We start from the raw sequence: 26,806 nt of genomic DNA, 5'->3' as shown, positions 1-26,806 counted from the left end.
GGCGATGCTGGTGTTGCTGGCTTACAGGAGGCGCAGCTGCTGCTGCGGTCCGGGGAGTACGGGCCGGGTGAGGAGGAGTTCGCTCGCCAGCGGTGGTCGAGCGTAGGCGGGCGGCTTCCCCTCCTGCTCGGTCAGCCCGCGAACCCGGACCGGTTGCGCCATCCCGCCTCCCCACGCTGATTGGAGAACTCCTTTCCAACCAGCACCACGAGCAACCCGGCGAACCTTCCCGGTCACAGCACTAGATCGCCGGATTCGAACCGTGCACTGCTGATTCCGGCGGTCGTGGTCAGGGACGAGCTGGATTTGTCCGGGACGCACTCCCCGATGTGGTGCCTGAGTGCCGTGTGCCTCCCGGGCCACGCCCCCCGCACGGCCCGCTGCCCGCGGGCTCGGAGAGGGATCGGTTGACGCGGCTGCTGCAGGCGATCGACGAAGCCGGCGCCAACGGGACCGGCACGGCGACGCCGTGGAGTCCGAGCGCATCGCCCTCCACGGCGTCGCCGTGCTCCCGTACCGCGAGTACGCGCCGCCGGACACGGCTACCCGCGCTCGTGAACCACGACCGACCCCGCTCCCCGCTGACCTGCGCTGAAGTTTGACCAGACAGGCTCACCGGCGCTGTCCTCGTGGGTGGGCCACTGCCGATTTTGATGACCTGGTCCGTCTTGGCCAGGCGGCGGACCGAAGGTGACCAGCTCGTTGGCTGAGGCCGGAGTGCCCGACGTAATGGGGAGGCGGTGTGTGGGCGGGATGCGGAACACTTCGTCGGGTGATCGTGATGCGGCCCGTCCTGGAGATGTGCACCCCTGACCCCTTCGACCTCTGGCCTGTAGCCGATGTCGAGCGGTTCGGCTTCTTGCCCCTCGCCGGGGAGCTCTCACCCGCCGAGGTCGGGGCAGCGATCGCGAGCATCGCCAGCTTCAATGACAGCGACCCCGACGAGGACGGGCCGCCCCGGCCGGCCGACCCGCTCGCCTCGTTCCTTCACGGACTGCTGACCTTCGAGAACGTCTTCGCTGCTGGCGGTCTGCAGGTCACGGACACGTCCACGGGCGTCACCTTCCAGCCCGGCTGCTGCGACGGGCTGGAGGACTGGCGCGACTGGCACCAATTCGCTGACGGTGGCAGCCTGCTCGGATTCGGCCACGACCCGGTGTCGCCCATGGCCGAGCGCTTCGGCGACACCGTCCGGCTCACAGTCAACGGCGAGCAGAGCGACAGCCCAGTGATCGAACTGTCCGTCACCGAGCTCCGCACCCTCCTCGAGGCTGTCGAACGCGACCTGACCGACTTCTTTACGCTGGCCACCGACTGGATCCTGCAACACCTGCCCGGCCACGGGGCTACCGTCACCGCCGCCCTCGCCCGCGCGCTCGACCTTGAGGCACCGGCCGTAACGCCACAGCCTTAAGCCACCGAACCTCGGTTCGCCAGCCAAGCGGCGGGGGGCGACCGGTCAGACCGCCCTTCGGCAATCAGGAGCCTGCATGTCGATCGCGCTCGACTTCCCGGAATTTCCCTTTGAGGAGCCCCCCGGCTCGATCAACTGCCTGCAGAAGCCCTGGAATGGCGTCCTCGTCAAGGTGGACCAAATACCCTTCACAGCCGGCGACAAGGTCACCTTCGAGGTCACGGTCTACAGCGACACCACCACCGGGCAGACCTTGGCCGCGAAGACCCAGGGCATCGTGAGCGTCACCGCTGACACCACCTCCGTCAGCTACACCATCCCCTGGGACGGCGTCCTGGACGCCGCCACCGAGGGCTCCATCACGGTCTTCTACACCCTCACCCCCGCCGACGGCAGCACGCCATCGACCGGATCCGGGTTGCTCCTTGCGAGGGGCGGCGTTGTCAGTAGCATCTGAGAACGTCGCTCGAGTGCATCGGCGTGCCGGCGCCCTGGCCGACGGATCAGCCGGGAGGTTGCGCTGCCCGGCCGCGGCCATTGCCGTCTCGTCCAGCACGATGCGCATCGCTTCGCTCACGGTCGCTGCACCTGCGCCAGGCGCCGGGCGAGTTCGTGCTGCTCGCTGGCGGTCGGCGCGTACCTGTTCCAGGCCGGCAACGCAGCCCACGCCTTCTCCGCCCGCTCAGCGCGTTCGGTCGGTGTCAGCGACGTCTCGGCCAGCCGGGCCTGAGTCGGCGGCCTCGGATGTGCAGGTTGGCGCCTTGGCATGCCTTGTCCGCCCACAGTTCCGCAGCGGCGAGCGTAGCGACTGTGCTCCTCTGGGCGGATAACCTCAAGGTGTTCAGGACGGTGCTCTGCCTGGCGTTGGACCGCGCGAACACCGAGGTGGATCCGGACGGCAACCCCAAGGACGATCCTGTGTTGATCGAGCACTTCGTCTTCCTGCTCGACGAGGTACGAGCGGAGGAGTTCGCGGCGGGGATCGATCATCCCGACCTGGTGGTCCGCGCGGAGGGCGAGTGCCTCACGACGACTCTGGACCTCGACGTCTGGCGGCCCAAGGCGGTCGGACGGCCGAAGATCTCCTGACTTCGGGCCGTACATCCGGTTTGACTCCACGCACCGGCCCAGCACCTGGGCCGCCGGCATGTCTGCGTGCACGCCGCCCACCGACCCAGCCGGTCGGAAAAGGCTCACTGATGCTGCTGGCGCACCGGAGCTTGGCTCGCTGGGGGAGAAGGGGGTAGATGCGCGGGTGGCGCATTGTTCTATGAGACCGCGTTCGCCGACTCGGTGTCAGGTCCTGTTGCGGGAGTGCTGACCAGGTTATAGTAGACGGAACGTCCCTGCTTGGAGCGCTCGAGGAGCCCCCGGGCGACGCCCTGTTCGAGGGTATTGCGGATGACGGCTGCCTGCACCTTGCGCTCAGGATGGGCCGCGCTCATCATGTCTGCGACTTCGGCCGCGGACTTCGGTCCTGTCTGACCGGTGACGACAGCGGTGACAAGCTCAAGCCAGGACGGACCCTCGGTCTTCTTCCGAGTCCGGGCCTTCTCGGTAGCCCCCCGCGTGGGGGAGGTCTTAGCGGCTTCCGGCTTGAGTACTGTGGCCTTCTTCTCCAGGGCGCCACTGCGCGCGGCAGGCACCGATGTACGCCGAGTACTGCGCTTCGCGACCTGAGGAGTCACAGGTTCTGCTTCGATACCCAAAGCTTCCTGCATCTTCAGCAGAACCTTCTCGTTGTCCTCCAGCTGACTCAATTCCACCTGCAGTCGTTGCAGTTCCGCGCGCGTCTGCTCCTGTGCAGTCTGGTTCGCTGCGAGATCGCCAGCGATTTGCTGCGCGTAATCGGTTTTGATCTGAGCAGGGTTGGTTGCTGTAGTCATGGGGTGCCCGCCATCTGCCGTGTTGAACAGTGTGAATGCGATGGTACGCAGTGCGGGTGTCGGCAGCACCGAATCTGTCACCCAGCACATCTGGTCATGCGGCACATGCCGGGAGGCCCACCGTGAACAACGCCGTTGGTCTGTGGGTAGCCGACGGGCGGCACAGGCGGGATCAAGTTACTCGAGCGCGGCAACAGCGACAGGTGCCTGGGCTGAGCAGTGCCACCCGAGACGAGGGCTTCGCGGCATAGTGCCGCGAAGCCCGCCGCGTTGCCGGGTATGGCAGAAGGGCCCGGATCCTTGTGGATCCGGGCCCTTCTGCTCAGTAGCGGGGACAGGATTTGAACCTGCGACCTCTGGATTATGAGCCCAGCGAGCTACCGAACTGCTCCACCCCGCGTCGGTGAAACCCACCCTACGGCACTGCGGGGCCGTCCTTCACCGTCTTTGCCCTGCTCAGCGGTCTGGCGGTGTGCCTCTTGGGACAACTACCTGCCCGGCTACCTGGTGACTGCCCGAGCGTGCGCACTGTGGGGGGCTTCCGTTCCGTGCCCGCTGTGCATGCGATCGCTGGCAGGTCCTAGCCGGCCGGCTGCAAGGCCCAGTGGTGCGGCTCGATGGGGGTCGGCCTCACCACGAGCCGGGCGGTCACGCCGGGGTCGTCGACGAGCTTTCCCCACGAGGTGGACCGGTCGCCGGGGGTGTGCTCGATGTCGGCCCACACCGGGCTGTCTGGCCCGGCAGAACCATAGAAGACGGTCCACTCGGCGTACTTGTCGCACTGGTCGCTGATCCCCACCTTGTGGTCGTCCGTCAACCTCATGCAGCCGCGCGGGAACGAGTTCGGCACGGAGACGTCCATCGTTCCGTTGGGCCGTTGCTGTACGTGCCAGTTCGCCGAGGTGTACGTGGCGTCCGCGCATTCGCCCAGTGACACTGTGCCGACAGGTGCGTGCATCTTGGGCCAGACCAGGCACTTGCCGTCCGCAAGGGACGCGAACCGGTAGACCCCGTCCATGAGCGGGGCGGCGTGGGCGGGCTGCGTGAGCGCCGCAGTGGCCGCGACGGCGGCGGCCATGAGGGCGATGACTCGTGAACGCATGGGACGGGACTCCTCGAACAGCCGTGGTCGAACCGATCGCACGGCACTGACTCGGTCGGCACACAATCCGCCGGAGACTGCGGCGGCACCGATCCTGGAACACCGGCCCGCCAGGTGGCATCCGGTGGTCGCCGCTGTCACTCGCCTGGCTGAGTCGCGTCACCCGACGGTGTGGCGGCTCGGGCTGCGGGCCTGCACGGTGCCGACGCAGTGTCGGGGGGTGGCCAGCCCGGTCCGGCGCGCGAACCCGGGCCAGCGTGGACCGTCGGCCTTCCCGCAGCCACGGGTAGCCCGTGGCCTGGGGCCCAGCGCCGGTTCCCATCCAGGATCAGGGCCAGGTGCCGGGGTACACGGGGCAGGCCTGCCGCCTGCGGCAGGGAGCACGCTGCGCTGGTCATGGCGCTGTTCTACACGATCGTCCACGCTTCTACGGGGCACCGATACTCGCGTCGATCAGGACCGCAGGCCCTCGCTGGCTACCTGAACTCGGCGGGTTCACTACCCCCGGGTATCGGTCGCGTTGTGTCACTGCGAACTGATCGTCGGCCGGAAACTGCAAGAAGCCGAGGGCTGGCCGGCGGACGGGTATAGGCAGGGCCAGAGGTCAAAGCCACCAGAGTTGTACATCTCCAGGACAGGCGGCGTCACGATCACCTGGAGCGAAGTGAGCCCATCCCCAGCCGCTATCGCTGGCGATTGCGCGGCGGTCACTTCCTCCCGGGGTTCCACTTGATGCCGAGCCGGTACGCCCGTGAGATGACGTCCTGGACGCCCGGGCCGTCCTGCGGCGTGAACCACCTGACCTCACGCCCCACGACGAGCTCCCGTCCTTGACGCTTGACCAGGGCGATCGCGCACGCGTGCGCCTGCGGCGGGCACTCGTCCAGGCGCACCTCGAAGGAATCGCCGCGGTCGGACGTGAGCGTTACGACGGCGTCGAGGCCGGCGAAGTCCCCGGCGCCGTCGTAGATGTAGACGAAGAGCAGCAGTTTGGAGAACACGTCCTGGTGGTCCAGATTGATCACCAGGTTCTCGCCCGCTGTACTCGTGCCGGTCCGGTCGTCCGAGTCCAGAGCGACGTAGGGGAAGCTATCCACCGCGCCGAACGCGTTGCCGAGCGCCTGGACCACGGTCTTACTGCCGTCGCGGCATTTGATCATGCAGCCGAGATCGAGGTCCACGTCCTTGGCCGCGCTCGTGCGCAGGGAGGACCGGATCCTCCGGAAAAGCCCGCGTGCCTCGCGGGCGTCCCTCTCTGCCACTGCCCGCCGTGAGGTCCATTGCAGGTTGACCCTAATCAGCCCCGAGGTCACGCCGTGCTTGCCGAGGGAGACCGTCGGGGATGCCTTGGTCAGGACTACTTTCCTGGGCGATGTCATCGTCGGCGCCTTTCTGCCGGGACGGTCGTGGACGGGGGACGTCCGCACATCCAACCCTTGGCCCCGGACGGAGGAGCCCGGGTTTGCCGATCCGTGATCGCAGACCGGAGCGGGGGAACCCGGGGGGCCGCCCTCAGTGGGTGGGGGCGGCCGCCCGGCGGATGGGGGCGCCGGTGGGATGAATCAAGCCTGAACCAGCGACGGAGGCTGAGCACCTTGGGCTGTACCTCGCTGAGCACATGGCGTACGCCGACACACTGCCGGCCAAGGCGACCGCGACGGCCTCAACCACAAGCTGCAGAGCAGGGGTCCGCCGCTGGTAGCGCACGGTCAACCCGCAGACCTGCTCGACGAACGTCACCTTGGAGCATGCAGTGTTCTCGCAGTACAGACGGCGCACCGATAAGTCGATCCGCACCGCCCGGCCACCAATGGCCTCGTCTCCGAGGCGGCGTACGTAGCGGCTGTGCTCCCAGGACGACTGCTGCCCGCACCCTGGACATCGCACTGGCCCCGCACGAGTACGTGCGGTCACCACCACCATGTCCCTCTCGACCTCCACGGACTCGACCACGACCACGTTGAGCTGCGGCAAGAGCGTCGTCAACATCTCGTCACACAGTCGCAGCATCCCGCCGCAGGGAACGGATGTCACGACCCGTCAGCAATCCCGATCAAGACCTACGAAAATCTTGTAAGAGCCCAGTTTTCCCGCGATGAGCAGCGCCAGGAAAAGGACCATGACCGGACACCTCCCGGGAAGAAGACACAGCGGCAAGGGGAAGATGCGGGGCCCAGATGCGACAGGAGGAGGCAGGCCCCGGCTAGTACCAACGCGAAGCGCCGGCCGAAGGCCTCATCACGTTCCGACAAGTCCTCACCCAGATGCTCGACTACGGACGTGCGGACGCCGTACCCACGCGTGTAGGCATCTGATCGGCCTCTCCTTGAGGCTCGGAAGCGCCCTGCCCAACGAGCCAGAGATGATGCAGTTGACACCCCAGCATCTCGCGGCTGGCCGGCCGCGCAGCCACACACTTGACCTTCACCACCCGCCTGCGCTTTCTATCTGTATCGCAAGCCACACGAGCGGTGCCGCTGCCAGAACGATCAGCACCAGACAGCACGGTACCTGGGACGGCCCCTTGAGTGGCTCGGCTGCTACCTGCGCGGCCACTCGGCGCACGTCGTCGGCGTGATACCACATCTTGCCGGCATAGCCCGTAGTGGTCATCCAGCTCTCCGTACGGGTCCGCACCCCATGGGCCAGCGCATTCACATACACCGAGCCAGTACCGACGCCCGGCCACAAGCTGCTCACCTGGCGCTCCGTCAGCCAGCCGTCCCCCTCGTCCGCCATATTCCGCCCTTCCCCCAGCAGCCGGTGACACAACATCATGAACTGTCCCATAGCCAGGCGCAGTTCGCCCCCCCCGCGCTCCCCGGGGTTCCGACGCGCGATATCCACCTCCCGGGCCCCGAACGCCTGGCGCGAGCGGGTTGGCCCTCGTCGTCGAGAACGGGCGGTCAGGGTCCGACCGCCCGCCCTGCCCCGAATCACGGCGCCGGGGCGCGTGCACCGTCAGTACAGTCAACAGGCCACCTCGCACACGGGCCGATCTGGGCGGGTGCGCAGGTCGGTACGGGCTGTCTCACGGGCGGCCCTCCGCCCCTTCAGCTTGGTCCGCTGGAGGGGCGGTCGTGGAAGTCCGAGACACTCCCCGGTCCGTTCCCGAGGAGTACGGGCTGACCACTGTCAGGGACAGTGCGGCGGACCCGGGACGCTGCGGGTTGAACGGGAGCGCCTCACCGTCCGGATACTCGGTCGGAAGCGTGGGGCCAGTGCCGTAGGGTGGTGTTCACCGACGCGGGGTGGAGCAGCTCGGTAGCTCGCTGGGCTCATAACCCAGAGGTCGCAGGTTCAAATCCTGTCCCCGCTACCAACGCAACAGCCTCCTCGACCACCAGGTCGAGGAGGCTGTTCGCATTCAACGCCCGCGTGGGCGGTTCTACTCGCCGGGCCGCACCTTCACGATCTTGATGTCCGTGGCGCTCTCCGCCTCGAGATCTGCCTTGCGGTGTTCGGCGCTGGGCTGGTCGTAGCTCACCGTGGACACCATGGCCTTGCCGTCGCTCGCGCGTACCCACTTCACCCGGTAGTTGACCATCGCCATGCTCCCTCGTCCGCTCCGCACTCGTCGGCCCAGGGCAGCCGGCCGTAGCTTCGCATCCGGCACGGACATCCGCCCGCCCCAGATCGACCGGATCTCATCCAACAACTCGGGGTAGTGCTCTCCGTACGTGTTCAGCGCATCCCACACCGCATCAAGAGCTCCTTTGAGCGGGTCGGGTTCGGCAGCAGCGAGTACGGCGGGGAGAGCGTAATGCGGCTGTGAGATGGGCCCACGGACCTGCGGTGTGATGGCAGGGAACACGAGCTCGGTGGACACCCACGGTGCCTGGCTGCCCGGTACCCGGCCAAGCTCGTAGCTCGTCTCCCCGTCGCTCGCTTCTGCGGTCTTGACCCACATAAACCCTGCCGGCGCCGGGGGGAAGTACCGCCCCCGCTGGGTGATGGGGATATTTGGATTTCCTCACTTGTCGCTCTGGGGTGGGGCAAACCTGCTCTCTTGATCTCCCCATCGATTGTGTGATCCTCCCGGCGTGTCGAACTGGTGTCGGCGTGTCGTGGAGAGCCTGCGTGAGCTAGGAGTTCGGCCTGTTCGGGGGCCTGAATGCTCACTCGGGAGGAAGACGTGGACGCTCATGCTCTGCGTCGTCAGGGATGGACGATCTCTGCGATCGCACGGCATCTGGGCCGTGATCGCAAGACGATCCGTGCCTATCTGAACGGCGAGCGGACCCCCGGCGAGCGACGCGAGGGCCCGGACGCGTTCGTGCCGTTCCTGTCCTACTGCCGCCAACGCCTCGCCGACGATCCGCATCTGTGGGCCTCGACCCTGTTCGACGAGGTGACCGAACTCGGCTATGAGGGCGCGTACTCGACCTTCACCCGGGCACTGCGCCGCTACCAGGTTCGCCCGCATTGCGAGCCCTGCCACGCCTCCACCGGCAGGAACGTCGCGGTGATCGCGCATCCGCCCGGCGAGGAGATCCAGTTCGACTGGCTGGGGCTGCCGAGCCCGCCAGAGGGGTGGGGAGTGGGTGAGCACGCCCATCTGCTGGTCGGGGCGCTCGCGCATTCGGGCCGGTGGCGGGCGGTCCTCTCGGAGTCCGAGGACTTCCCTCACCTGGTCCAGGCCCTCGACGAGGTCATGCGCAAACTCGGTGGAACGGCCCGCCGGTGGCGCTTTGACCGGATGGCGACGGTCTGTTACCCCTCCAGCGGGCAGGTGACCTCCTCCTTCGCCGCCGTCGCCAAGTACTACGGAGCCGGCGTGGATATCTGTCCGCCCCGTCGCGGCAACCGCAAGGGAGTGGTGGAGAAGGCCAACGACTCGGCCGCTCAACGATGGTGGCGCACGGTCCCGGACGGGCTGACCGTCGTCCAGGCCCAGTCCGGCGTCGACAAGCTGGCCGTCCGGATGGACGAGCGGCGGCGGCGCATCGACGGAGTGGCCACCACGGTCGGTGAGCTCGCCGCGGCCGAGCCGATGCTCGACATCCCGGTGAGGCCGTTCCCGGCCGAGCTGGAAGTCGAGCGGACGGTCAGCCCGCAGAGCCTGGTCCACTTCGACGGGAACTTCTACTCCGTCCCTCCCGGCCTGCCCGGAGTCCAGGTCAGGGTCCTCATTCGCCTGGGCGACGACGTCCTGCGGATCGCCACCGCGGGCCGGGCGGTCATCGCCCAGCACCGCCGGGCCCCTCGGGGATCAGGGCAGACCGTCCGGGACAACGGCCACGTCATCGCACTGGAGCGAGCCGTGCTCGCGTCGTTTTCCGACCGGGCTCCATGCAAGACCAAGGTCCGAAGGCCGCCCTCGGCGGCCGCTCTCGCGGAGGCCGAGCGTCTGCGCGGGCTTCCGGCGGCCGGGGATCCGGCCGAACGGGTCGTGATCGACCTGTCTCACTATGCCGCCGTGGCCGACCGGCTGCGGACAGCTCCCTCACCGAAGGAGGAGAACGAGGAGTGAGTACACCATCGTCGCCGATGCAGATGAGCGAAGCACGCCGCTTCCAGCAGCTGCGAGGCCATCTGTCCTACCTCAAGTTGAACGATGCCGCCGAGGCCCTGAACCGGGTCCTGGACCAGGCCCGGAGTGAGCGGATGTCGCTGACCGCGGCCCTGGAGCGGCTGCTGGAGATCGAGGTCGAGGCCACCGAGGCCCGCCGGCTGGCGGCCCGGCTCCGGTTCGCCTGCCTGCCCGAACCCTGGACCCTCAACGACTTCGACTTCGCCGCCCAGCCCGGCGTCGACGAGAAGCTCATCCGGGACCTGGCCACCCTCCGCTTCCTCGACGACGCCTCCAACGTCCTGTTCGTGGGGCCGCCCGGAGTCGGCAAAACCATGTTGTCCGTCGCGCTCGGCCGGGCCGCGGTCGAAGCGGGGCACCGTGTCTACTTCACCACCGCCGCCGAGCTCTCGGCCCGCTGCCACAAGGCCGCTCTCGAAGGCCGGTGGAAGTCCTGCATGAACTTCTTCGCCGGCCCGAAGCTGCTGGTCATCGACCTATGCCGACACCGCGACTATGCCGAGCGGGACAGTAGTGGAACGGTTGTAGGCGGTCGAAAGCGCATCCCGGTTCGGCATAGTCGGCACCATGGATACGCCCAGTTTGACGGAAGCTGCAGTTGGGTTGAGGCGGTGCCGAGTGCTGCTTGGGTCTGGGAGCGGGGCGATATCGTGGGGGCATGTGGGATATCGACGCGCTGCGTGAGCGACTTCGGACGCGGGCGGAGGCAGACCCCGAATGCCGGGACTTCGGTGCGCGGAGGCACCGCTGGATGCTCGGGCCGCCTGTGGCCGAGGATGTCGTGGCCAAGTTCGAGCAGCGGCACGGGTTCGAGTTCCCGGGCGCCTACCGCTCTTTCATCACCACGGTGGGCAGCGGGGGCGCTGGACCGGCATACGGACTGTACGAGTTCGGCAGCAAGCCGTGGGTCGACTCACAGGGCGACCTGGGCGCCAACTGGGCCGATCTGCTGTCTGTTCCTTTCCCTCACACGGGTCCCTTTTTGCCCTCGGACGAGCGGTCCGTCTGCGCTGAGCACTCCCCCGGCGAGGAGGACTTCTCGCCGTGCTGGTTCACCGGATCACTGATCATTGCCGAGATCGGCTGCGGCTCCTTCTATCGCCTGGTGGTCACCGGCCCGGGGCGTGGACAGGTCTGGACGGACGACATCGGCTGCGGACACCCCCTTAGCCCAGGGCCGGACTTCCACGATTGGTATATGCAATGGCTGGCAGGGAGTCAGCTGACCACGCCCTGAGACGGGCGAGAACACTTCGAGCGACTCGATTCGCGTCGATCAAGGCAGTCACAGACGGTCGAGAAATGCGAGGATCTTGTCGGTGGGTTGGTAGCGGCCCGGGCGGGCGGTGACCGGTGCGGTGAGGGCGAGGGCCTTTTCCTTGATGGTCATGTCGGCGTGGACGTAAGCGTCGGTGGAGCGGACGCCGGCGTGGCCGAGCCACAGCGCGATGACCGTGGTGTCGACACCGGCCTGCAGCAGCGACATCGCGCAGCTATGCCGTAGGACGTGCGGGTGGATGCTCTTGTCGATCAGGGACGGGCAAGCTTGTGCGGCAGTGCGTACGTGGGTGCTCAGGCGCTGGGCGACGGCGTCGCGGCTGAGCCGACGCCCGGTGCGGGTGCAGAACAAGGGGTCGCCGCCGTGGCCGGCGCGTTCGTTCACCCAGGAGCTCAGCAGGCTCTGGATAGGGCGGTCGAGTGGGACGGTGCGCTGTTTGCGCCCCTTGCCCTCGCAGCGGACGGCGGCGCCGTCGCCGAGGGTGATGTCGTCGCGGTTCAGGCTGGTGAGTTCAGAGACGCGTAGGCCGGTCTGGACGGCCAGGGCCAGCATGGCCTTGTCCCGTCGTCCTTCCCAGCGTTTCGGATCCGGCGCGGCCAGCAGCGCATCGACTTCCGGACCGGTCAGGAAGGTGACAGTCCGCTTATCGAACCTCTTGGGTGGGATGTCCAGGACCCGCTGGATGAGCAGGGCGTGTTCGGGGTGCTGGAGGGCGGCGTAAGAGAACAGGGAGCGGATCGCGGTCAGGCGGACGTTGCGGGTTCGGGTGCTGTTGCCGCGCTCGTCCTCCAGGTGGTTCAGGAATGCCGAGATCACGTCCGCGCTCAGGTCGTTCCAGTCCAGTTTCGCCGGAGCGGTGCCGGTCCGTTGTCGGACGAAGCCGAGCAGGAGGCGGAGCGCGTCGCGGTAGGCGGCGATGGTGCGGGGGCTGGCCTGGCGCTGGCGGGCGAGCCGGTCGGTGAAGAACGCCTGCAGGGTGGGTGCGATCAGGGTCATGGGCGGGCCGCCTTCCGGACGCCGTCGCGGCGGACGGCGGCTAGGGCGAGCAGTTCCGGGGCCGCTGACAGGTACCAGTAGGTGCAGGCCGGTTCGCGGTGTCCCATGTAGGTCGACAGTGACGGGATCCTGGCCTGGATGTTGTCCTCGGTGCGATACCAGTGCAGCAGGGTTCGAACGGCGAAGGTGTGTCGCAGTTCGTGCAGTCGAGGTCTGTGCGGGGCGTCGAGGCCGACGCCGGCGGTGTCGACCAAGGCCCGGAAGACCGGGTGCACGCAGGCGTAGATCAGCCGCTTGCCGGTGCGGGAGATGAAGAACGCGGGGTCCTGGGGCCTGGGCATCAGGTCTTCGCGCACCTTGTCGTACTTGCGCAACGCGTTCGTGGTGCTGCCCTGCAGCGGGACCAATCGGGACTTGCCGAACTTGGACTCGCGGATGTGCAGCACACCCTGGTTCCAGTCGATGTCGTCGCGGTCCAGCTTGATGGCCTCGCCGATGCGCAGGCCCGATGCGGCCAGCAGCCCGATCAGCGTGTGATAGGTCGCCGCCCGCAGCGGCTGCGGGATCGTCTCCTTGGCCGTGGCCATGATTGCTGCGATGTCGGCGTCGGAGTAGAGGAAGACCCGGCCCCGGCGCCGGTTGTAAGGCACCAGTCCCAGCGGCGGCACCTCGGTTGCCGGGTCGATCCCGCTCAGGTAGCGGGCGAACCCACGAACAGCGGTGATCCGACGAGGGCTGACCGTCGTGATCACCTCGAGCTCGCGGCTGTTCATCCACTCCAGTGCGGCGGCGATAGTCACGGTCTGTTCGCCGCGGAGGTCCATGAAGGTCACGAAGTCCGGCAGCAGGTGAGCGGCTTCGGCCATCTGGTGCCCCAGTGAACGGCGGAGCCGCAGGTAGTCGTCGAGGGCTTGGTGAAGATCGGTCACGCCGCCTCCATCCCGGGCCACGGCTGGGCGACTGCGCGCAATGCGACGAAGTCGACCTTCGCGTAGAGCGCGGTCGTTGCCAGGTCCTGATGCCGAAGCACCTGCCCGATGGCGGTGAGCCCCGCGCCGTGACGCAGCATGTCGGCGGCTAGTGCATGACGCAGCCGGTGCGGCCCAACCTTGGAAGCGCCGGCCCGCAGACACGCCCTCTCCACCACGTCGCCGACCAGGTCCGCCCGGATCGGCCCGCGCGGAGCCCTGCAGGTCAAGAACACATGGCGGTCCTTCAGATGCGGTCTGGGACCGTCCAAGTAGGCGACCAGGGCCTCGCCGACGTCGGCGGGCAGCGGGAGCCGGTCCTCGCGGCGTCCCTTGCCCCGGACCACGATCTCGCCGCAGCGCCAGTCCACATCGTCCAGCAGCAGCCGGGCCACCTCGATCGAGCGCAGGCCGAGCCTGGCCACCAGCATCAGGATCGCGTAGTCGCGGACGCCCACCATCCCCTCGCGCGGAGTGTGGTCCAGCAGCCGCTGAACGTCGCCGACCGCCATCGTCGGCGGCACGGAAGCGAAGCGCCAACCGCCCACCGGAGGCACCGCGCCGCCAAGCTTCATCGGGATGATGCCGTGCAGGTGCAGGAACCGCATCAGCGACCGCAGCTCGGCAACCCGCCCCTTCGCCGAGCCCGCCGAGACCCTGGTGCACTCCCGCAGCAGGAACGCGCTCAGATCCGCCCCCGTCAGCCCCTCCGGCGCGAACTCCCCATCGTCTGTCGCCTGTTCGGCCAGGAAGCGTCGGGCAGTGTTCCCGTAGCGCAGCATCGTCGACGCCGACAGGCCACGCTCGGACTCCATCCAGCACCGGTACCGCTCCAGCAGAGCCTCCGCCGGCGAGGACGTCACCTGCGGCACAGGTACCACCCCGGCCTCACGCAGGAACATCAGCAGCGGGACCATGCCGCGCGGCCCAGCCACCCGACGACGACCCGCCCTCTGTAGATCGGAAAGGTGCTGGTCCACCCGCTTCGCGTCCAGATCGGCGGCATCAAGGCCCTGCCCGGAAAGCCACAGGCCGACCTGCCCCAGATCCTTGAGCATGTTCCTGACAGTCAGGGTCGTGTACCCGCGCTCCGCCAGCCAGGCCCGGTAGCCCTCGACCTGCCCGGTCAGGACACCCGCCTTCCGACGCGCACTTCCGAACGGCATCGCCACCCCCTCGCGGGAGCCCCCTGCCCCCTCGCACTCGAGGCTGCCCGGAACAGAAACTATGCAGAGCTATGAACAGCCGAAACCCCACGAAGGAGCGGACCTAGTCACACAGCTTCGGCATAGTCGCGGTGTCGGCATAGGTCGACGACGATGAGGTCCGCCCGGCAGATCCGTGCAACGGTGCGGGCGGTGGACCCGTCGACCTTCGACTTGCTGATCGCCGCGCTCAGGGTCTCCAGGGTGAACCAGGCCACTCGCAGGTCCTTCTCGATCGCGGCCTGTGCCAGACCCTCCGTGAAGTGCGACTTTCCAGTTCCCGACGGGCCGGCGATCACCAAGTTCTCCGCCCGGCCGATCCACTCCAGGGTGACCAGCGAGTTCTGGGTGGGCTCGGGAATCGTGGAGTCCTCGGCCCGCCAGGAAGCCAGGGTCTTGCCGGTGGGGAAGTTCGCAGAGTGCCGCCTCAATCGTCGGGTGGCGGCGTCACGGCCGGTGACCTCCTCGGCGATCAGCAGCCGCAGGACCTCGGCGGGATCCCAGCGTTGCGCGCGGGCGGTGGCCAGCACGTCGGGGGCGGCTTTGCGCATATAGGGCAGGCGCATTCGGCGCATCAGCCTGTCCAGCTCCTCTGGCAGGGCCGGGGCCTGGGGAAACGTCACGGGTCGTATATTCCTTCGCAGGTCGGGATGGGCGCCGATAAGCTCGGCGGATGATCAATCAGGCCGTGCGTGGTGACAGCAGGAAAATCGTGGCTCGCGCTGAGGCCGGTGTGGAGTGGACCGCGGCTTTTGCGGATCTGGACCCGGCGGACTTCCCGATGCTCATCGCCCTGACTCCGTATGGGGACGCTGTGTTCAATCATCGGCAGATGCCATTGCTAGTGGCGGAACTCGACCGGCTTCCCGCCGTCTGCGGTGGCGACTGGGTTGCCCAGGCCCGCGAGTTGTGTCAGGTCGTCGAGCGCGGGACGCACCTGTATCTGTGGTTCATCGGTGACTGACCCCGATCGGCTGGTTTTCAACCAGCTCCCGGTCGCTGTCTACTGCCCCAGGGCCTGCCAGCCGATCGTGCCGCTCTGGACGGAGTGCGCCTCGTCCGCGCGTACGAACTCACCGGCGGGCCTCTTCGCCGCGAGGTGCTCCAGAATGGAAAGCAGGTCGTCGTCGGCGAAGCGTCCGGCGGTCGCGGCCAGCCCCAGAGCCTGATCGACGCTGCCGGAGCCCATGACGGTGGCGAGCTCGACGGCGCGGGCCATCTTGGCGCGGATACGGACCGCGCTGGCGGGTCCGGCCTCCTTGAGCCAGCGGCCGGCTCCCGGGCCGATGCCCACGAACGCGATCTCCGCTTCCGAGCGCGGCTGCAGTCTGGGCTGGTGGACGCCGCGGCCGTCAGGGTGATCGGGGTAGTGCGCGTCGATGATCTGCGGAATCCCTGGGACCGACAGCTGGTGGCGCCAGATCTCCGACAGGTCACCGGAGTTGGTGCGAGCGGTGATGGACAATTCCTCGCCGACCACCCGGCACCAGACCCGGGCGCCGGTATAGCCCGGCGGGGTCGAGTAGCGCACCGAGTTGAAGCTGATCGTGCGGTCCGAGCCGACCACCCTCTCCTCGCCCAGCGCGAGCGCCAGCGGCTCCAGCGGGAGGACGTGCAGCGTGGTGCGTTCAATGTCCAGGCGGTCGGCGGGTATCTGTCCGGTCGCCCGGTGGCGGCGCGCGTTCACCGCATCAGACCAGGTCAGGCAGGCGTCCGCGAGCTCGGCGAAGGTGTCGTAGGCGGGCAGCAGGTTCGCGTCCGTGGGCACCAGGTCGGCCTTCGCGATACGGACCGTGGCCTCCGCACCACCCTTGGACTCGGGGTCGTAGGGGACGCAGCTGACCACCTGGCAACCGTAGTGCCGGCCGGCGGCGACCATCTGCGGGTGCCGGACCGGGATCCCGGCGATGTGCTCGACGGTGACCGTCTTCGCGTTGTCGGTCAGTACGTAGGTCGGCGCCCCGCCGATCCGGCGCAAGGCGGTGTCCAGGCAGGCCACCAGCGTGCCCAGGGTGCAGTCCCAGACCGGAATGACCACTCTGAATCGCGACCACGACAGCCACGCGCAGAACAGCCAGGTCCGACGCCCGCCGATACGGGGCCCTTCTCCCCAGTCGAACTGCAGCCATCGACCCGGCTCGGGGATCCAGGGCCGGTAGGTCCGGCGTTTGCCCGCCTTCCACGCGGTCTTCGCCGTGTTCACCGCACGCCGGGTCGAGCGCGCGCTGCCCGGGTAGCCCATCTTCGCCAGCTTCTCGTGGACCACGTCGGCGCGGATCGTCGCCTTGGACTGCTCGACCCACTCCTCGATCTTCTCCAGGAAGGCGTCGATCATCTTCGGCCGCGGCTCGCGTTCATACGGGTTGCGCCCGGCCTCGCGGGCCTCGACGTACCGCTTGACCGTCTTCGGGTCGTGCCCCGTCAGGGTGGCCGCCGACCAGACCGTCTCGGTCAGGTCGTACGCCTCGAATATCTCCATGATCTCTCTGTCAGACTTCGTCACAGGACCTCTTCGACCAGTTCGCTGATGCTTCGCAAACAACAGCAAACCGGACGGAGGGGTCCCCTCCAGACAAGGAAGCGATCAGGAACACCGCGGGCCGGAAGGCCATCCACCTGGATTTCTGGTGGCCATCAGCCGGGACTCAACTGGCCGCACACCTGGACTTTGCCACGTCCGCCGACAACCTGCCCCACCTGCCGACAACCCACCCCAAGACAGGCCCACAACAGCACGTAACAAAGCACTACTAGGCAGTGTCTTCAAAGAGGGTTGAGCCAGAGGAAGAGGGAGGCGATGGTGACGGCGGCGTGGTAGGACTCGCGGGTTTTGTCGTAGCGAGTGGCGATGCCGCGCCACTGTTTCAACCGGTTGAAGCAGCGCTCGACGACGTTGCGTCTTTTGTAGAGCTGCTTGTCGAAGCCGCAGGGGCGGCCGCCGGTTCGGCCTTTGCGTCGTCTGTTGGCTCGCTGGTCGCGGCGTTCGGGGATGGTGTGGTCGATCCCGCGTTTGCGCAGGTAGGCGCGTATCTTGCGGGAGCTGTAGCCCTTGTCGCCCAGAACGTGGTCCGGGCGGGTTCGAGGCCTGCCGGGCCCGACCCGGAGGACCTTGATCGCGTCCATCACCTGCTCGAAGTGGGTGCAGTCGGCCGCGTTGCCGCCCGTGAGGACGAAGCCGAGGGGCCGGCCGCGGCCGTCGCAGGCGAGGTGGATCTTGGTCGTCAGTCCGCCTCGGGATCGTCCGAGGGCGTGATCGTGTACTTCGTCCCCTGTCCCTGCCCCTTTTTACGGGCGCCCGCGGCATGTTGATGGGCACGGGCGACGGTGGAGTCGACCGACACCAGCCAGTCGATGTCACCGGCCGCGTCCTTCTCCGCCTGGACCGCCATCAACATTCTCGTGAACGTCCCATCCAGAGCCCACCTGCGGAAACGCGTATACAAGGTCTGCCAAGGCCCGTACCGCGCGGGTACGTCACGCCAGGCCGTGCCCGTCCGCAACTTCCAGACGATGCCGTTCAACACCACTCGATCATCCAGCCGAGGCCGCCCTGATGACGCCCGCGGCAACAGTCCGGACAACACTTCCCACTCGACATCCGTGAGCTCATGACGACGCACCATACGGACATGATGCCCCCTCATCACTCTTTGAAGACACCCCCTAGGGCGTGTTTTAGAACTGGGGTCCGTGTCTCGCCTCGTGCCGTGATGATCTCGGTGTGGGGCGAGGGGATCTTTCAGATGACCAGTGGGCGGTGCTGGGGCCGTTGTTGCCGGTCGCGGTGTTGGGCAGGCCTTCGGTGTGCCGGCGGCGGTTGATCGATGGGATCCGCTGGCGGGTGCGAACCGGTGCCCCGTGGCGGGATCTGCCAGCCGAATACGGTCCGTGGCAGACGGTGTATGGGCTCTTCCGCCGCTGGCAACGCGATGGTGTCTGGTCGGCGGTGTTGGCCGGGTTGCAGGCACGGGCGGACGCGGCCGGTCTGATCACCTGGGAGGTGAATGTCGACTCCACGGTCTGCAGGGCCCATCAGCACGCGGCCGGTGCCCGGCGCGACGGCCAGGCTCAGAAGGAGCCGCCGGGCGGCCGCCAGGACGAACCCGACGACCATGGCCTGGGCCGGTCGCGCGGAGGCTGGACCACGAAGATTCACCTGGCCTGCGAACAAGGGCAGAGGCCGTTATCGCTGCTTGTCACAGCCGGTCAGTGGGGAGACAGCCCGCAGTTCACGGCCGTCTTGGAAGCCATCCGGGTTCCTCGCCTCGGGCTGGGCCGGCCACGGGTCCGTCCATTGCGGGTGCGGGGCGATAAAGCGTATTCGTCGCGCGCGAACCGTGCCTATCTGCGTCGGCGCGGGATCCGCTGCACGATCCCGGAACCGGCCGATCAGGCCGGCCACCGCAAACGGCGGGGCATGGTCGGCGGGCGGCCTCCGGCCTTCGACCGCGAGGACTACAAGGCCCGGCACGCGGTCGAGTGCGGTATCAACCGGCTGAAGCGGAACCGGGCGGTGGCCACCCGGTTCGACAAGCTCGCGGTCCGCTTCGAAGCGACCGTCCTCATCGTCGCGATCAACGAATGGCTGTGACCTGCCTGAAGTGTCAGCCCCGCGTGTCATTCTGGCCGCGATCAGGTCAGCGGGCTGAGGGGAGACAGGGCCGATGGGGGCTGCGTACTACCGGGCCGAGAGCGAGAGCGGCGACCACATCGAGGACCCGTCCGAGGACGCGCTGTTCATGCTGATCGACGACCTCAACGACTCGGACAACACCTTCGTCGTCATCCAGCCCGACGAGGACGACCCGGTGTGGTTCACCTCGGTCGCGGTCTTGGACGAAGGCGGCTACGAGGTCGTCCGACGCGACACCACCCGTCGCGAACACGACGTCGCCACCGTGACCAGCATCGACCAGATCGCCCGTGACCTCACCATCTGGATGGCCGCCCGCGACTTTCCCGGATGGCCCACCCAGCACACCAGCAACTTCTAAAACACGCCCTAGGTGTCGGTGGCAGTGACCGGAGTTCTTGTTCCATCTGTGTCGATCTTGAGGTGACGTCCTATTAACCAGGCCATGTGGTCGTCCGTGTTCCCCGCGTGCTGTGTTGTCGCACGTGTCCGGGGGCGGACGTCGCGCTGGCCTGAGTTGCGTCACCCATCCCCGCAGTTTTCTGTCCCGGGTGCAGCTCTGCCGTCTGCCCCGGGCTTTGGTGTTTTTCGGCCCCGGTGCGGCTGTCGGCAGGGCTCCCCGATTCCTTTGGATCAGGAGTTCCCGTTTTGTCTTCCTCCGCGCTCGACAACGAGCCAGAGCACACCACCACCCAGACCCCGACCCACCCATCACCTCGACCCTCGAAGATGGCCCTGGCAGCCTGGATCGCCCTCCTGGTTCTGCTGACCGCCGAGCTGATGAACATGCTCGACCAGTCCGTCGTCCTGACCGCCCTGCCTGCGATCCAGGAGTCGACCGGTGCCGGGCCGGTCGCGGTGCAGTGGCTGACCACCGCCTATTCGCTGCCCGTCGCCGTCGGGCTGATCACCGGCGGACGGCTCGGTGACATCTACGGCCGGCGCAGGATCCTGCTGATCGGCACCCTCGTGTTCACCGGCGCCTCGCTGCTGTGCGGCCTGGCCACCAGCCCGGGCGAGCTGATCGGCGCCCGCCTGCTCCAGGGCGTCGGCGTGGCCGTGATGATCCCGCAGGTCCTGGCGACCATGCACGTCACCTTCGAAGGCCACAACCGCAGCAAGGCGTTCGGCCTGTACGGGGCCGTCCTGGCCATCGCCAACGTCCTGGGCCCGGTCCTGGGCGGCGTGCTCACCCAGGCCGACCTGTTCGGGCTGTCTTGGCGGCCGATCTTCCTGGTCAACGTGCCCGTCGGCCTGGCCGTACTCCTCCTCGGACGCAAGGTCATCCCCGAATCGACCGTCCGTAAGGCCGACCGACTCGACCTGCCGGGGGATGCTGCTGTCCGGCCTGGCCATCGTCCTGATCCTCTTCCCGCTCACCGAGGGCCACGCCCACCGATGGCCGCTGTGGTGCTTCGCCATGCTCGCCGCCGGCGCCCTCGTCCTCGGTGTCTTCCTGCGCCAGCAGCGGCGCAGGCAGGGCAACGCCCCGCTGGTGACCCTGTTCCTCTTCCGGGTCGGGCAGTTCTCCGGGGGCATGGCCGCGGACCTGATGCACGGCCTGCTGTGCGGCCTGTTCTTCATGACCTGGACGCTGTACCTGCAGCGCGGACTGGGCATGAGCCCGCTTGAGGCGGCCGCGGCCGTCGTACTGCTCTCCGTGGGAGAACTGGCCGGCGCGACCATCGCGGCGAAGACCGCCGGACGTTTCGCCCGCCGTCTGCCGCAGGCCGGCGCCCTCATCGCGACCGCTGCGATAATCGCCTACGGGCTCCAGATCGGCAGCCACCAGGCCGACCTGACCCTGCTGGCGATGACCGCTCCGGTGGTACTGATCGGCTTCGGCCTGGGCATGGTCTCCGGCCCACTCGCCGATCTGTCACTGGCCAGGGTCCCGCACGAGGACGCAGGCTCGGCCTCGGGCCTGTTCAACACCGCCATCCACCTGGGCATCGCGCTCACCGCCGTGGTGTTCTTCGCCATCACCCGCGGTTCGCCCGACGGCGCGGTCAACCGCGACGCGTTCGTCACCGTGCTGTGGTGGGTCGGCGGCCTCCTCGCCCTGATGTGGGCCCTGATGTTCTGCCTGCCCAAGCAAGCCGCCAACCAGGCCGACTGACACCCCCAGGTCCCGGCCGGCACCTCGGCCGGGACCTGCACCCTCAGCCCTCCTCGACCTCCCCGTCCTCGGAGGCAGCGGGGTCCCGGAACTCAGAGGAACTCACGTGATGTCGCACATCAACCGAGGTTCTTCAGAGCGTCGGCTTCCTGCGCGGAGAACTGATGGTGGGCCACGGAGATGCCGCGGAGGATCCCGCCGATGCCCTGATCGCCGTTGAAAGCCGACATCGCGCCTAGAGCCGTCTTCGAGGCGTCGGCATAGTCCTGCTCCGCCTGCGCTGTGTCCGTGGCCGGCTTCGGGACACTGGACTGCCGTGCCGCTTCCAGGTCGTAGCGCAGGTCGGCCACGCGGCGACGCGCCTCGTCAATGGACTTCTCCCGCTTCTTCAGCTCCCCGAGCGCTTCCTGCTGCGCGGTCAGGGCGAGGTTCATTCGCTCCTTGGACGCGGCGATCGTCAGATAGGCGGCCTAGAAGGCCGCGGCAGTGGCGGTGAGCGGACCGGGCGGGAGAGCGGCCTTAAGGCTGGTGCCCACCCGGGCGATGTCCGTGTACATGTCCTCGCGCTTCAGCGCCGTCGTCTCCGGGTCGGCCGTCAGCAACGGCACCTCGGCGACCTGCCGGAAGAACTGACCCCCGAACTCGTAGGACGTCAGCGACTTCAGGCATGCACTCACCATGTCCAGGTGGGCTCGGAAGTGCTTGTACAGCTTTTCCGCGTCCTCGTACCCGTCGATCAGGGGGGTGTGGCGGTACTCCTGGACGTGGAGTTTCCGCTCTAAGGAGCGCTTCGCGTCTTCGAAGATCAAGGGGTGGCTTCCCTATCTGCGTGAACTCTCGGTCTGGTGTCGACCGCCGGCGTCGGACTAGCGCGTCGGCGGGCGGGAGGTCGAGGTGGATGCGGATCATCCAGGGGCTGATCGTACCGAGGCGCACACCCCGAACGCAGGGCAAATGATCAAGGTGAACACAGGGTCCGAGTAGGCGGCCAGGAATCCGCCCCCAGGGTCAGCGACGCCTTCGGGGCCCTTTCCGCTGGCTGGACCACACGCCGCGGCTCTCGCCCGGGCCCGGTGGGTGCGTGTCGGCGTGGCCAAGTGGTGGAGGACGGCCTCGTAGGTCGGACACCAGGGTACAAGTGGCCGGCTAGTGAGTTCGTCAACACCCCCGCTTCCCGATGTTGATTCCCGGCGGGTGTTCTCGACCTGCCGACCTCCGGAAAAGCCGTGTCCGGGACAAGTATCGGCAGACCCTCATTTTCCAGCGCTTACCCCTTGGTGGCCTGGTGACAGCGTTCTCACCTCGGCGCCTGCCGAACCGCAGCGGATACATGTACTTCACACCCCGTGTCGCCTGCAGCCCTGGGCGTTTGGCGCATTTTCTAACTGGCCCTGCAAATAGCTGCCTTGGGTGGCTATCGTTGGAGCATGACGTGGTGGCAGGCGGCAATGTGGGGCTTGGCTGGCGGTGGAGCGGCCTCGGTGTTCTCCCTGTCTGCAGCTGTCGTGTCGGCGGGATACACCTGGCCGTGGCGTAAGGAAGGCGAACTGGGGCCGCGGCTGTTTGTTGTGGCCGCCGGGCTCATGCTGGGATCCTTGGTGGCCGCCGCCGCACATAGTCAGATCAGTGGGCCGTGGCCAGCCTTCATCTTCGGCATCGGTGCCCCCGCTACGATCCGGGGCCTCCTCTCCGGTGTAGAGGTCGAACCGCGGCGCCGACGCCGCCCTCAGGCTGCCGTAGCCCCGCCGCTGCCGCCTGTGCCCGGGGAGGGGGAGGTCCATGAGGACGCGCTCTGACACCTTCCTTGGTCGGCTTGCCGTAGCTGCCAGCCCTTCCCGTCCCTGGCTGCGCATTCAGGCCTCCAACTGGTGGACTCGGGTACTTCTGACTGGCGGCGCTCGGCGCCAGTCCCTGCGCGGCGCGGACCTGCACGGCGCGCAACTGCGCGGCGCGGACCTGCGCGGCGCGAAACTGCGCGATGCGTACCTGCGCGGCGCGGACCTGAACGGCGCGGAACTGATCCGCGCGGACCTGCGCTACGCGGACCTGCGGGGCGCGGACCTGAACGGCGCGAAACTGCGCTACGCGAACCTGAACGGCGCGGACCTGATCCTCGCGCATCTGACCGGCGCGGATCTGACCGGCGCGAACCTGACCGGCGCGTACCTGCGCGACGCGAATCTGCGCTACGTGAACCTGAATGGCGCGAATCTGACCGGCGCGGATCTGACCAGCGCGGACCTGTCCCACGGGGACCTGCGCGACGCGAAACTGCGCTACGCGAACCTGAACGGCGCGGACCTGACCCGCACGCACCTGACCGACGCGAACCTGCGCGGCGCGCACCTGAACGGCGCGGACCTGATCCGCGGGGAGCTGCGCGACGCGGACCTGCGCGGCGCGAAACTGCGCGGCGCGAAACTGCGCGGTGCGGACCTGAACGGTGCGGACCTGAACGGCGCGGACCTGACCGGCGCGGACCTGCGCTTCGCGAAACTGCGCGGCGCGAAACTGCGCGGTGCGAACCTGAACGGTGCGGACCTGACCGACGCGGACCTGAACGGCGCGAACCTGACCGAAGCGGACCTGACCGAAGCGGACCTGACTGACGTGGACCTGACCGACGTGGACCTGGTGGGGGTGGAGTGGTCGGATCAGACACGTTGGTCTGATGGCGTTGCAGCGGTAATGCGGGGTCGGTCCGTGCCGATCGGGGGTGGCCGGTATCGCGTGCAGGGTTCCGGGAACAGCGGGGCGGATCTGCCAGTACCCCCAGTACCGGTGTCCTGACTGCTGGCAAGGCCAGACGAGTATGCGCGACCTCAGGCGCTTCCGGCGAGTAGTACCCGCCCGGGTGAACCGGCAAGGTCAGGCGTTGACGGGAGTCTGCGTGGGAATCTCCGTGCCTGAGTCGCGTGTAGCGGCACCGGCGGCCTTGCCGTCGGGCTTGGACCGCCGGGTGCGGGGCCGCGGTGTTGGCTCGGTGGCAGCAGCCGTGCCCAGGTGGCCGGCTGCTTTTGCTGTTGGAGCCACTTGCCGACGTCGTCGCCGTCGAAGACGACGCCCGGGGCAATGTCGGGCAGCTGCCCGTCGGCGTCGACCAGGTCGGCGAGCACGCGGTAGCGGCGCTGCCAGTCCAGGGGCCAGGGGCAGTCCCAGTCTTTGTCGAAGTCCAAACGGTGCTCGGGGCCGGCCCAGCCACAGACGATCCAGCCCCGGCCTCTCTTCACGCTTCCTCAGCGGTAGGTGGTGCCGCCTGGCACGGGTTGGGTCCCGTTCTGGCAGGTCCTTTCATGCTCAGAACGGGGCACCCGCGGCTCCAATCTCTCCACGGGTCTTGATCCGATGGCGCGGACGGCAGTGCGGTTGAACATTCCCGTCCGCGTCCATCTCGCAGCCCTCGCCCCTTCGGGTGGGCAGTTTGACCCTTTCTGCTGGTCATGGTGGGTGTGTGTCATCCGACAGTCACTTCACCTTGCGTACGAAACTGTTGATGCAGTCAACGGCCACAGCCTCACGGACCGTCGCGGACCTCCGCGGGCCCGGGTCTGCTCGGGACACCCGGGAATCCGGCAGGGGGTGCGCGGTTTGCGGGGCATGGGGTACCTCCGATCTGTCAAGACGGATATGGCGGGGCTTGTGGGCGCGCGTGGACCGGGTACGGGCGGCCTGGTGGGCGCTGTCGGGCCGGGACCGGATCGCGGTCGAGGGCCTGCTGGTGACCGGTGTGCTGCTCGCGGCCGCCTGGCGGGCGGGCGACCTGGGTCTGGTGCAGGCGGACTTCGTCCTGTCGGTCCTGGGCGGCACGGCAGGCGTCGCCAAAGGACTTGTTGTGTGCGGGTGGTGGGTTGGTGTCTGCGCGGGCAGCAGTGGTTCAACGCCGGTCAGCTGAGTAGGCCAACGGGATCGTCGAAGCCGAGGTTCTGCGGAGTTGCCAGGAATTCGTAGCCGGCTGGTGTGGTCTGCGTCGTGGGTACCTCAAGGCCCACCTCTTCGAAGGAGAAATCGTCTGCCCAGACTCGGCCTCGACCGGAGAGCATGAAGCCGAACGCGAGCATCAGGCTTTCGGAGGTGACGTTCAGAACGATGCTGTACTGACACCAGCCTGTAGTTCCTTTGATCGGCCGGTTGGACATGTTGTCGAATGCGAGCATGTTGCCGTCGGGCCCGTCCACCCGCATCCAGATCGCGGCTTTCCGGACGCTCTCGGTCCTGACCCAGGCGGTCATACGGAGCCGTTGTCCGCGAAATGGCGTGGCGTCGACGGACTGCATGAGTGTGGCGAAGCCCCGGGCCCTTGGCATTGCGTCGATCCGGGCGCTGCAGCCGGCATGGCGCGTGACCTCGGAGTCGAGGAGGGCCTCGTAGTCCTCGAATGCCCTGTCTCCGGTCACTTGCCATGCGGGGATCTCGGTTTTCGGGTCGATGCTCAGCCCAGTGCTCATGTGTGTGGAGGTCTGAAACCGGATTTGCTCGGCTTCTGCACGGAGTTTGTCGGCCTCAGCTTTGCCCTTCTCCCGAGTCCCGAGGTGGTTGACGAAGGCTACGGCGGAGCCGCCGAAGAGTGCTGAGCCGAGCCCAAGCAGAGTTTCTGTGTTCACGCCGCCCCCAGAGTGAGCCTTCAAGATGGCCAGTCAGAAGTCTGGTCATGTGGGGATAGCTGCACAAGACCGTGCTGATGCTGAGCAGGGTGGCCCTGAGGAGCCGGAAGGGCTCTGGGATGGGGAGCGGAGCGGACCCGCCCCACGGGCCGTAGGCCCGGACCTTGTGAAACGAGGTCATTGAGGCCTGCGCAGCGGGCCGTTCGGGGTGGGGCGGAGCGAGACCCGAACCCGTCCGGAGCGAAGCGCAGGTGTGACGGAGCGCTAGGTGGGTGGTAGCGGGGCTGTTATGGCCTGGTGTTTCACTGTTTGGCCTGGGATTACGGTCGGGTTGGGCGGGTGCCGATGGTCGTGGCCGAGTGCTCTGTGGTGGTGTTCGGTTTGGTTGTTCGTGGTGCTGGTCTGGGGTTTCGTCGTTGTGTGGGATTGATCTTGGTGTTGTTGTGTATGTGGTGACACGCCTGTAGGTGACGGCGGAGCCTGTGGCCATGCGCGCTTGTTATTTCTGGTCAGAGCCGTGTTATGAGTTCTCATTGATACTGCGGCAGCAATGCGGCTCTGACCTGTGGTCCTGCTTATGGAATGAGGCAGTCCCGGGGAGGGGAGCATGCCTGAACTGGCATCCTGCAAGGTGCTTGTGATTGCCGCAGATCATGTGAGAACGCCTATGGTCCTTGGCGGGTCGAGGCGCTGCGGACATTCATGGCCGGTTGGAGGCCCGCGAGGCTACAGTCCGGCGCCAAGGCCGCCGTCGGCAAGACCCTCACGATCGCCGACGGCGGCTACCCGGGAACCGGACTCGTCATCCCGCACCGCCGCGAGCGCGGCCAGACCAGGCTCCCGGCCTGGTAGGAGGACCACAACAAGTCCCACAAGCAGGTTCGAGCCAGCCCGCGTCGAGCGCGTCTTCGCCCGCATGAAGACCTGGAAGATCCTCTGCGACTGCGGCCTCAGGGGCGACGGCGTATCTCGAGATCGTGACGATCGTGCGGGCTCGGGTGAAGGGCCGCCTGGTGATGAGCAAGTACAAGTTGGCTCGTTTCCGGGCGCGTTGACGCCATCGACAGTCA

Annotated in this window: 27 protein-coding genes, 2 tRNA genes and 4 pseudogenes; 15 read left to right on the top strand and 18 right to left on the bottom strand. The window is 67.5% G+C overall.

Annotation, left to right across the window (positions count from 1 at the left end; translation table 11 throughout):
* Positions 1-21: 21 nt before the first annotated feature.
* Positions 22-162 carry a hypothetical protein gene (locus DRB96_RS42865; protein ID WP_162689063.1) on the bottom strand — a complete coding sequence of 47 codons (141 nt, stop codon included), beginning with the start codon at positions 160-162 and terminating at the stop codon, positions 22-24.
* A gap of 619 nt (positions 163-781) precedes the next feature.
* On the opposite strand from DRB96_RS42865, the gene DRB96_RS12310 reads away from it, so the two are divergent.
* The 3 genes from DRB96_RS12310 (at position 782) to DRB96_RS12295 (ending at position 2,503) form a co-directional block, all read left to right on the top strand.
* Positions 782-1,414 (top strand): hypothetical protein, encoded by a 633-nt coding sequence (locus DRB96_RS12310; RefSeq protein WP_204358017.1) that lies wholly within the window; start codon positions 782-784, stop codon positions 1,412-1,414.
* Positions 1,415-1,490: 76 nt separating this feature from the next.
* Positions 1,491-1,871 carry a hypothetical protein gene (locus DRB96_RS12305; protein ID WP_112448490.1) on the top strand — a complete coding sequence of 127 codons (381 nt, stop codon included), beginning with the start codon at positions 1,491-1,493 and terminating at the stop codon, positions 1,869-1,871.
* Positions 1,872-2,224: 353 nt separating this feature from the next.
* On the top strand, positions 2,225-2,503 hold the full coding sequence (locus DRB96_RS12295) for a hypothetical protein (protein WP_112448488.1): 279 nt from the start codon (positions 2,225-2,227) through the stop codon (positions 2,501-2,503).
* Positions 2,504-2,682: 179 nt separating this feature from the next.
* Here DRB96_RS12295 and DRB96_RS42860 read toward each other — a convergent pair whose 3' ends face one another.
* The 6 genes from DRB96_RS42860 to DRB96_RS12260 form a co-directional block, all read right to left on the bottom strand.
* Positions 2,683-3,381, bottom strand: a complete 699-nt coding sequence (locus tag DRB96_RS42860) for a hypothetical protein (protein WP_162688404.1) — start codon at positions 3,379-3,381, stop codon at positions 2,683-2,685.
* A gap of 245 nt (positions 3,382-3,626) precedes the next feature.
* Positions 3,627-3,700 (bottom strand) — tRNA-Met (locus DRB96_RS12285).
* A 180-nt stretch (positions 3,701-3,880) separates the two neighbouring features.
* The gene (locus DRB96_RS12280) at positions 3,881-4,402 is read right to left on the bottom strand and encodes a hypothetical protein (protein ID WP_112448486.1); all 522 of its coding nucleotides are present in this window, start codon (positions 4,400-4,402) and stop codon (positions 3,881-3,883) included.
* Between the two features lie 707 nt (positions 4,403-5,109).
* On the bottom strand, positions 5,110-5,664 hold the full coding sequence (locus tag DRB96_RS12270) for a hypothetical protein (protein ID WP_239516178.1): 555 nt from the start codon (positions 5,662-5,664) through the stop codon (positions 5,110-5,112).
* A 250-nt stretch (positions 5,665-5,914) separates the two neighbouring features.
* A complete protein-coding gene (locus DRB96_RS12265) occupies positions 5,915-6,325 on the bottom strand; it encodes a transposase family protein (protein ID WP_239516803.1) in 411 nt (136 codons plus the stop codon).
* 501 nt (positions 6,326-6,826) lie between these two features.
* Positions 6,827-7,141, bottom strand: coding sequence for a hypothetical protein (locus DRB96_RS12260; RefSeq protein WP_162688603.1), 315 nt, complete (start codon positions 7,139-7,141; stop codon positions 6,827-6,829).
* Positions 7,142-7,647: 506 nt separating this feature from the next.
* Here DRB96_RS12260 and DRB96_RS12255 point away from each other — a divergent pair.
* A tRNA-Met gene (locus DRB96_RS12255) sits at positions 7,648-7,724 on the top strand.
* 66 nt (positions 7,725-7,790) lie between these two features.
* On the opposite strand, the gene DRB96_RS42855 is transcribed toward DRB96_RS12255, so the two are convergent.
* A complete protein-coding gene (locus DRB96_RS42855; RefSeq protein ID WP_162688403.1) occupies positions 7,791-7,955 on the bottom strand; it encodes a hypothetical protein in 165 nt (54 codons plus the stop codon).
* A 582-nt stretch (positions 7,956-8,537) separates the two neighbouring features.
* Here DRB96_RS42855 and DRB96_RS12245 point away from each other — a divergent pair.
* The 3 genes and pseudogenes from DRB96_RS12245 (at position 8,538) to DRB96_RS12235 (ending at position 11,172) form a co-directional block, all read left to right on the top strand.
* Positions 8,538-9,875 (top strand): IS21 family transposase, encoded by a 1,338-nt coding sequence (locus DRB96_RS12245; RefSeq protein WP_239517722.1) that lies wholly within the window; start codon positions 8,538-8,540, stop codon positions 9,873-9,875.
* Between the two features lie 17 nt (positions 9,876-9,892).
* Positions 9,893-10,357 (top strand): annotated as a pseudogene (locus DRB96_RS12240) (ATP-binding protein); the annotation flags it as partial.
* Positions 10,358-10,593: 236 nt separating this feature from the next.
* Positions 10,594-11,172 carry an SMI1/KNR4 family protein gene (locus tag DRB96_RS12235; RefSeq protein ID WP_112448481.1) on the top strand — a complete coding sequence of 193 codons (579 nt, stop codon included), beginning with the start codon at positions 10,594-10,596 and terminating at the stop codon, positions 11,170-11,172.
* Positions 11,173-11,220: 48 nt separating this feature from the next.
* Here DRB96_RS12235 and DRB96_RS12230 read toward each other — a convergent pair whose 3' ends face one another.
* The 4 genes from DRB96_RS12230 to DRB96_RS12215 form a co-directional block, all read right to left on the bottom strand.
* A complete protein-coding gene (locus DRB96_RS12230) occupies positions 11,221-12,210 on the bottom strand; it encodes a tyrosine-type recombinase/integrase (protein WP_112448480.1) in 990 nt (329 codons plus the stop codon).
* Entirely contained in the window at positions 12,207-13,139 is a 933-nt protein-coding gene (locus DRB96_RS12225; protein ID WP_204357701.1) for a tyrosine-type recombinase/integrase, read from the bottom strand. The genes DRB96_RS12230 and DRB96_RS12225 overlap by 4 nt, the downstream gene beginning before the upstream one ends.
* The gene (locus DRB96_RS12220) at positions 13,136-14,236 is read right to left on the bottom strand and encodes a tyrosine-type recombinase/integrase (protein WP_204357700.1); all 1,101 of its coding nucleotides are present in this window, start codon (positions 14,234-14,236) and stop codon (positions 13,136-13,138) included. The genes DRB96_RS12225 and DRB96_RS12220 overlap by 4 nt, the downstream gene beginning before the upstream one ends.
* A gap of 215 nt (positions 14,237-14,451) precedes the next feature.
* The gene (locus DRB96_RS12215; protein ID WP_204357699.1) at positions 14,452-15,006 is read right to left on the bottom strand and encodes an ATP-binding protein; all 555 of its coding nucleotides are present in this window, start codon (positions 15,004-15,006) and stop codon (positions 14,452-14,454) included.
* Between the two features lie 50 nt (positions 15,007-15,056).
* On the opposite strand from DRB96_RS12215, the gene DRB96_RS12210 reads away from it, so the two are divergent.
* On the top strand, positions 15,057-15,347 hold the full coding sequence (locus DRB96_RS12210) for a hypothetical protein (RefSeq protein ID WP_112448479.1): 291 nt from the start codon (positions 15,057-15,059) through the stop codon (positions 15,345-15,347).
* Between the two features lie 39 nt (positions 15,348-15,386).
* On the opposite strand, the gene istA is transcribed toward DRB96_RS12210, so the two are convergent.
* Positions 15,387-16,886, bottom strand: a complete 1,500-nt coding sequence (gene istA / locus DRB96_RS12205; RefSeq protein ID WP_204357698.1) for an IS21 family transposase — start codon at positions 16,884-16,886, stop codon at positions 15,387-15,389.
* Positions 16,887-17,146: 260 nt separating this feature from the next.
* Positions 17,147-18,006 (bottom strand): IS5 family transposase gene (locus tag DRB96_RS12200; RefSeq protein WP_204357697.1). Its coding sequence is split into 2 segments (ribosomal slippage): positions 17,147-17,658 and positions 17,658-18,006, totalling 861 coding nucleotides; the frame shifts between segments, so codons are not numbered across the junction.
* A 98-nt stretch (positions 18,007-18,104) separates the two neighbouring features.
* Here DRB96_RS12200 and DRB96_RS12195 point away from each other — a divergent pair.
* The 4 genes and pseudogenes from DRB96_RS12195 (at position 18,105) to DRB96_RS44500 (ending at position 21,135) form a co-directional block, all read left to right on the top strand.
* Entirely contained in the window at positions 18,105-18,974 is an 870-nt protein-coding gene (locus DRB96_RS12195) for an IS5 family transposase (RefSeq protein ID WP_112448477.1), read from the top strand.
* A 73-nt stretch (positions 18,975-19,047) separates the two neighbouring features.
* On the top strand, positions 19,048-19,377 hold the full coding sequence (locus DRB96_RS12190) for a hypothetical protein (RefSeq protein WP_112448476.1): 330 nt from the start codon (positions 19,048-19,050) through the stop codon (positions 19,375-19,377).
* A 368-nt stretch (positions 19,378-19,745) separates the two neighbouring features.
* Positions 19,746-20,252: pseudogene (locus DRB96_RS44505) on the top strand (MFS transporter); the annotation flags it as partial.
* A 97-nt stretch (positions 20,253-20,349) separates the two neighbouring features.
* Entirely contained in the window at positions 20,350-21,135 is a 786-nt protein-coding gene (locus tag DRB96_RS44500; RefSeq protein WP_239516176.1) for an MFS transporter, read from the top strand.
* Positions 21,136-21,254: 119 nt separating this feature from the next.
* Here the strand turns inward: DRB96_RS44500 and DRB96_RS12180 are convergent, their stop codons facing one another.
* Together DRB96_RS12180 and DRB96_RS12175 are read right to left on the bottom strand one after the other, a co-directional pair.
* Positions 21,255-21,569 (bottom strand): hypothetical protein, encoded by a 315-nt coding sequence (locus DRB96_RS12180; protein WP_112448475.1) that lies wholly within the window; start codon positions 21,567-21,569, stop codon positions 21,255-21,257.
* Between the two features lie 36 nt (positions 21,570-21,605).
* Positions 21,606-21,944, bottom strand: coding sequence for a hypothetical protein (locus DRB96_RS12175; RefSeq protein WP_112448474.1), 339 nt, complete (start codon positions 21,942-21,944; stop codon positions 21,606-21,608).
* A 970-nt stretch (positions 21,945-22,914) separates the two neighbouring features.
* On the opposite strand from DRB96_RS12175, the gene DRB96_RS12165 reads away from it, so the two are divergent.
* Entirely contained in the window at positions 22,915-23,925 is a 1,011-nt protein-coding gene (locus tag DRB96_RS12165) for a pentapeptide repeat-containing protein (protein WP_112448473.1), read from the top strand.
* A 194-nt stretch (positions 23,926-24,119) separates the two neighbouring features.
* On the opposite strand, the pseudogene DRB96_RS44495 reads toward DRB96_RS12165, so the two are convergent.
* A pseudogene (locus DRB96_RS44495) lies at positions 24,120-24,296 on the bottom strand (helicase associated domain-containing protein); the annotation flags it as partial.
* 476 nt (positions 24,297-24,772) lie between these two features.
* Between DRB96_RS44495 and DRB96_RS12155 the strand changes: the two are divergent.
* A complete protein-coding gene (locus tag DRB96_RS12155) occupies positions 24,773-25,027 on the top strand; it encodes a hypothetical protein (RefSeq protein ID WP_112448471.1) in 255 nt (84 codons plus the stop codon).
* Here the strand turns inward: DRB96_RS12155 and DRB96_RS12150 are convergent.
* Positions 25,020-25,736, bottom strand: a complete 717-nt coding sequence (locus DRB96_RS12150) for a hypothetical protein (protein ID WP_112448470.1) — start codon at positions 25,734-25,736, stop codon at positions 25,020-25,022. The genes DRB96_RS12155 and DRB96_RS12150 overlap by 8 nt on opposite strands.
* A 634-nt stretch (positions 25,737-26,370) precedes the next feature.
* On the opposite strand from DRB96_RS12150, the pseudogene DRB96_RS12145 reads away from it, so the two are divergent.
* Positions 26,371-26,703, top strand: a pseudogene (locus tag DRB96_RS12145) (transposase family protein); the annotation flags it as partial.
* Between the last annotated feature and the right edge of the window lie 103 nt (positions 26,704-26,806).

This window comes from Streptomyces sp. ICC1 (genome assembly GCF_003287935.1).
Lineage (GTDB): Bacteria > Actinomycetota > Actinomycetes > Streptomycetales > Streptomycetaceae > Streptomyces > Streptomyces tritrimontium.
The sequence above is the reverse complement of the archived record's forward strand: the minus strand, read 5'-3'. Positions and strand labels throughout refer to the sequence as shown.

Coding starts and splice junctions, on each gene's coding strand:
- DRB96_RS42865 (WP_162689063.1), bottom strand. CDS start 162: ATGGCGCAACCGGTCCGGGTTCGCGGGCTGACCGAGCAGGAGGGGAAG.
- DRB96_RS12310 (WP_204358017.1), top strand. CDS start 782: ATGCGGCCCGTCCTGGAGATGTGCACCCCTGACCCCTTCGACCTCTGG.
- DRB96_RS12305 (WP_112448490.1), top strand. CDS start 1,491: ATGTCGATCGCGCTCGACTTCCCGGAATTTCCCTTTGAGGAGCCCCCC.
- DRB96_RS12280 (WP_112448486.1), bottom strand. CDS start 4,402: ATGCGTTCACGAGTCATCGCCCTCATGGCCGCCGCCGTCGCGGCCACT.
- DRB96_RS12265 (WP_239516803.1), bottom strand. CDS start 6,325: ATGGTGGTGGTGACCGCACGTACTCGTGCGGGGCCAGTGCGATGTCCA.
- DRB96_RS12260 (WP_162688603.1), bottom strand. CDS start 7,141: ATGGCGGACGAGGGGGACGGCTGGCTGACGGAGCGCCAGGTGAGCAGC.
- DRB96_RS42855 (WP_162688403.1), bottom strand. CDS start 7,955: ATGGCGATGGTCAACTACCGGGTGAAGTGGGTACGCGCGAGCGACGGC.
- DRB96_RS12235 (WP_112448481.1), top strand. CDS start 10,594: ATGTGGGATATCGACGCGCTGCGTGAGCGACTTCGGACGCGGGCGGAG.
- DRB96_RS12230 (WP_112448480.1), bottom strand. CDS start 12,210: ATGACCCTGATCGCACCCACCCTGCAGGCGTTCTTCACCGACCGGCTC.
- DRB96_RS12220 (WP_204357700.1), bottom strand. CDS start 14,236: ATGCTCAAGGATCTGGGGCAGGTCGGCCTGTGGCTTTCCGGGCAGGGC.
- DRB96_RS12210 (WP_112448479.1), top strand. CDS start 15,057: ATGATCAATCAGGCCGTGCGTGGTGACAGCAGGAAAATCGTGGCTCGC.
- DRB96_RS12190 (WP_112448476.1), top strand. CDS start 19,048: ATGGGGGCTGCGTACTACCGGGCCGAGAGCGAGAGCGGCGACCACATC.
- DRB96_RS44500 (WP_239516176.1), top strand. CDS start 20,350: ATGCTGCTGTCCGGCCTGGCCATCGTCCTGATCCTCTTCCCGCTCACC.
- DRB96_RS12180 (WP_112448475.1), bottom strand. CDS start 21,569: ATGAACCTCGCCCTGACCGCGCAGCAGGAAGCGCTCGGGGAGCTGAAG.
- DRB96_RS12165 (WP_112448473.1), top strand. CDS start 22,915: ATGAGGACGCGCTCTGACACCTTCCTTGGTCGGCTTGCCGTAGCTGCC.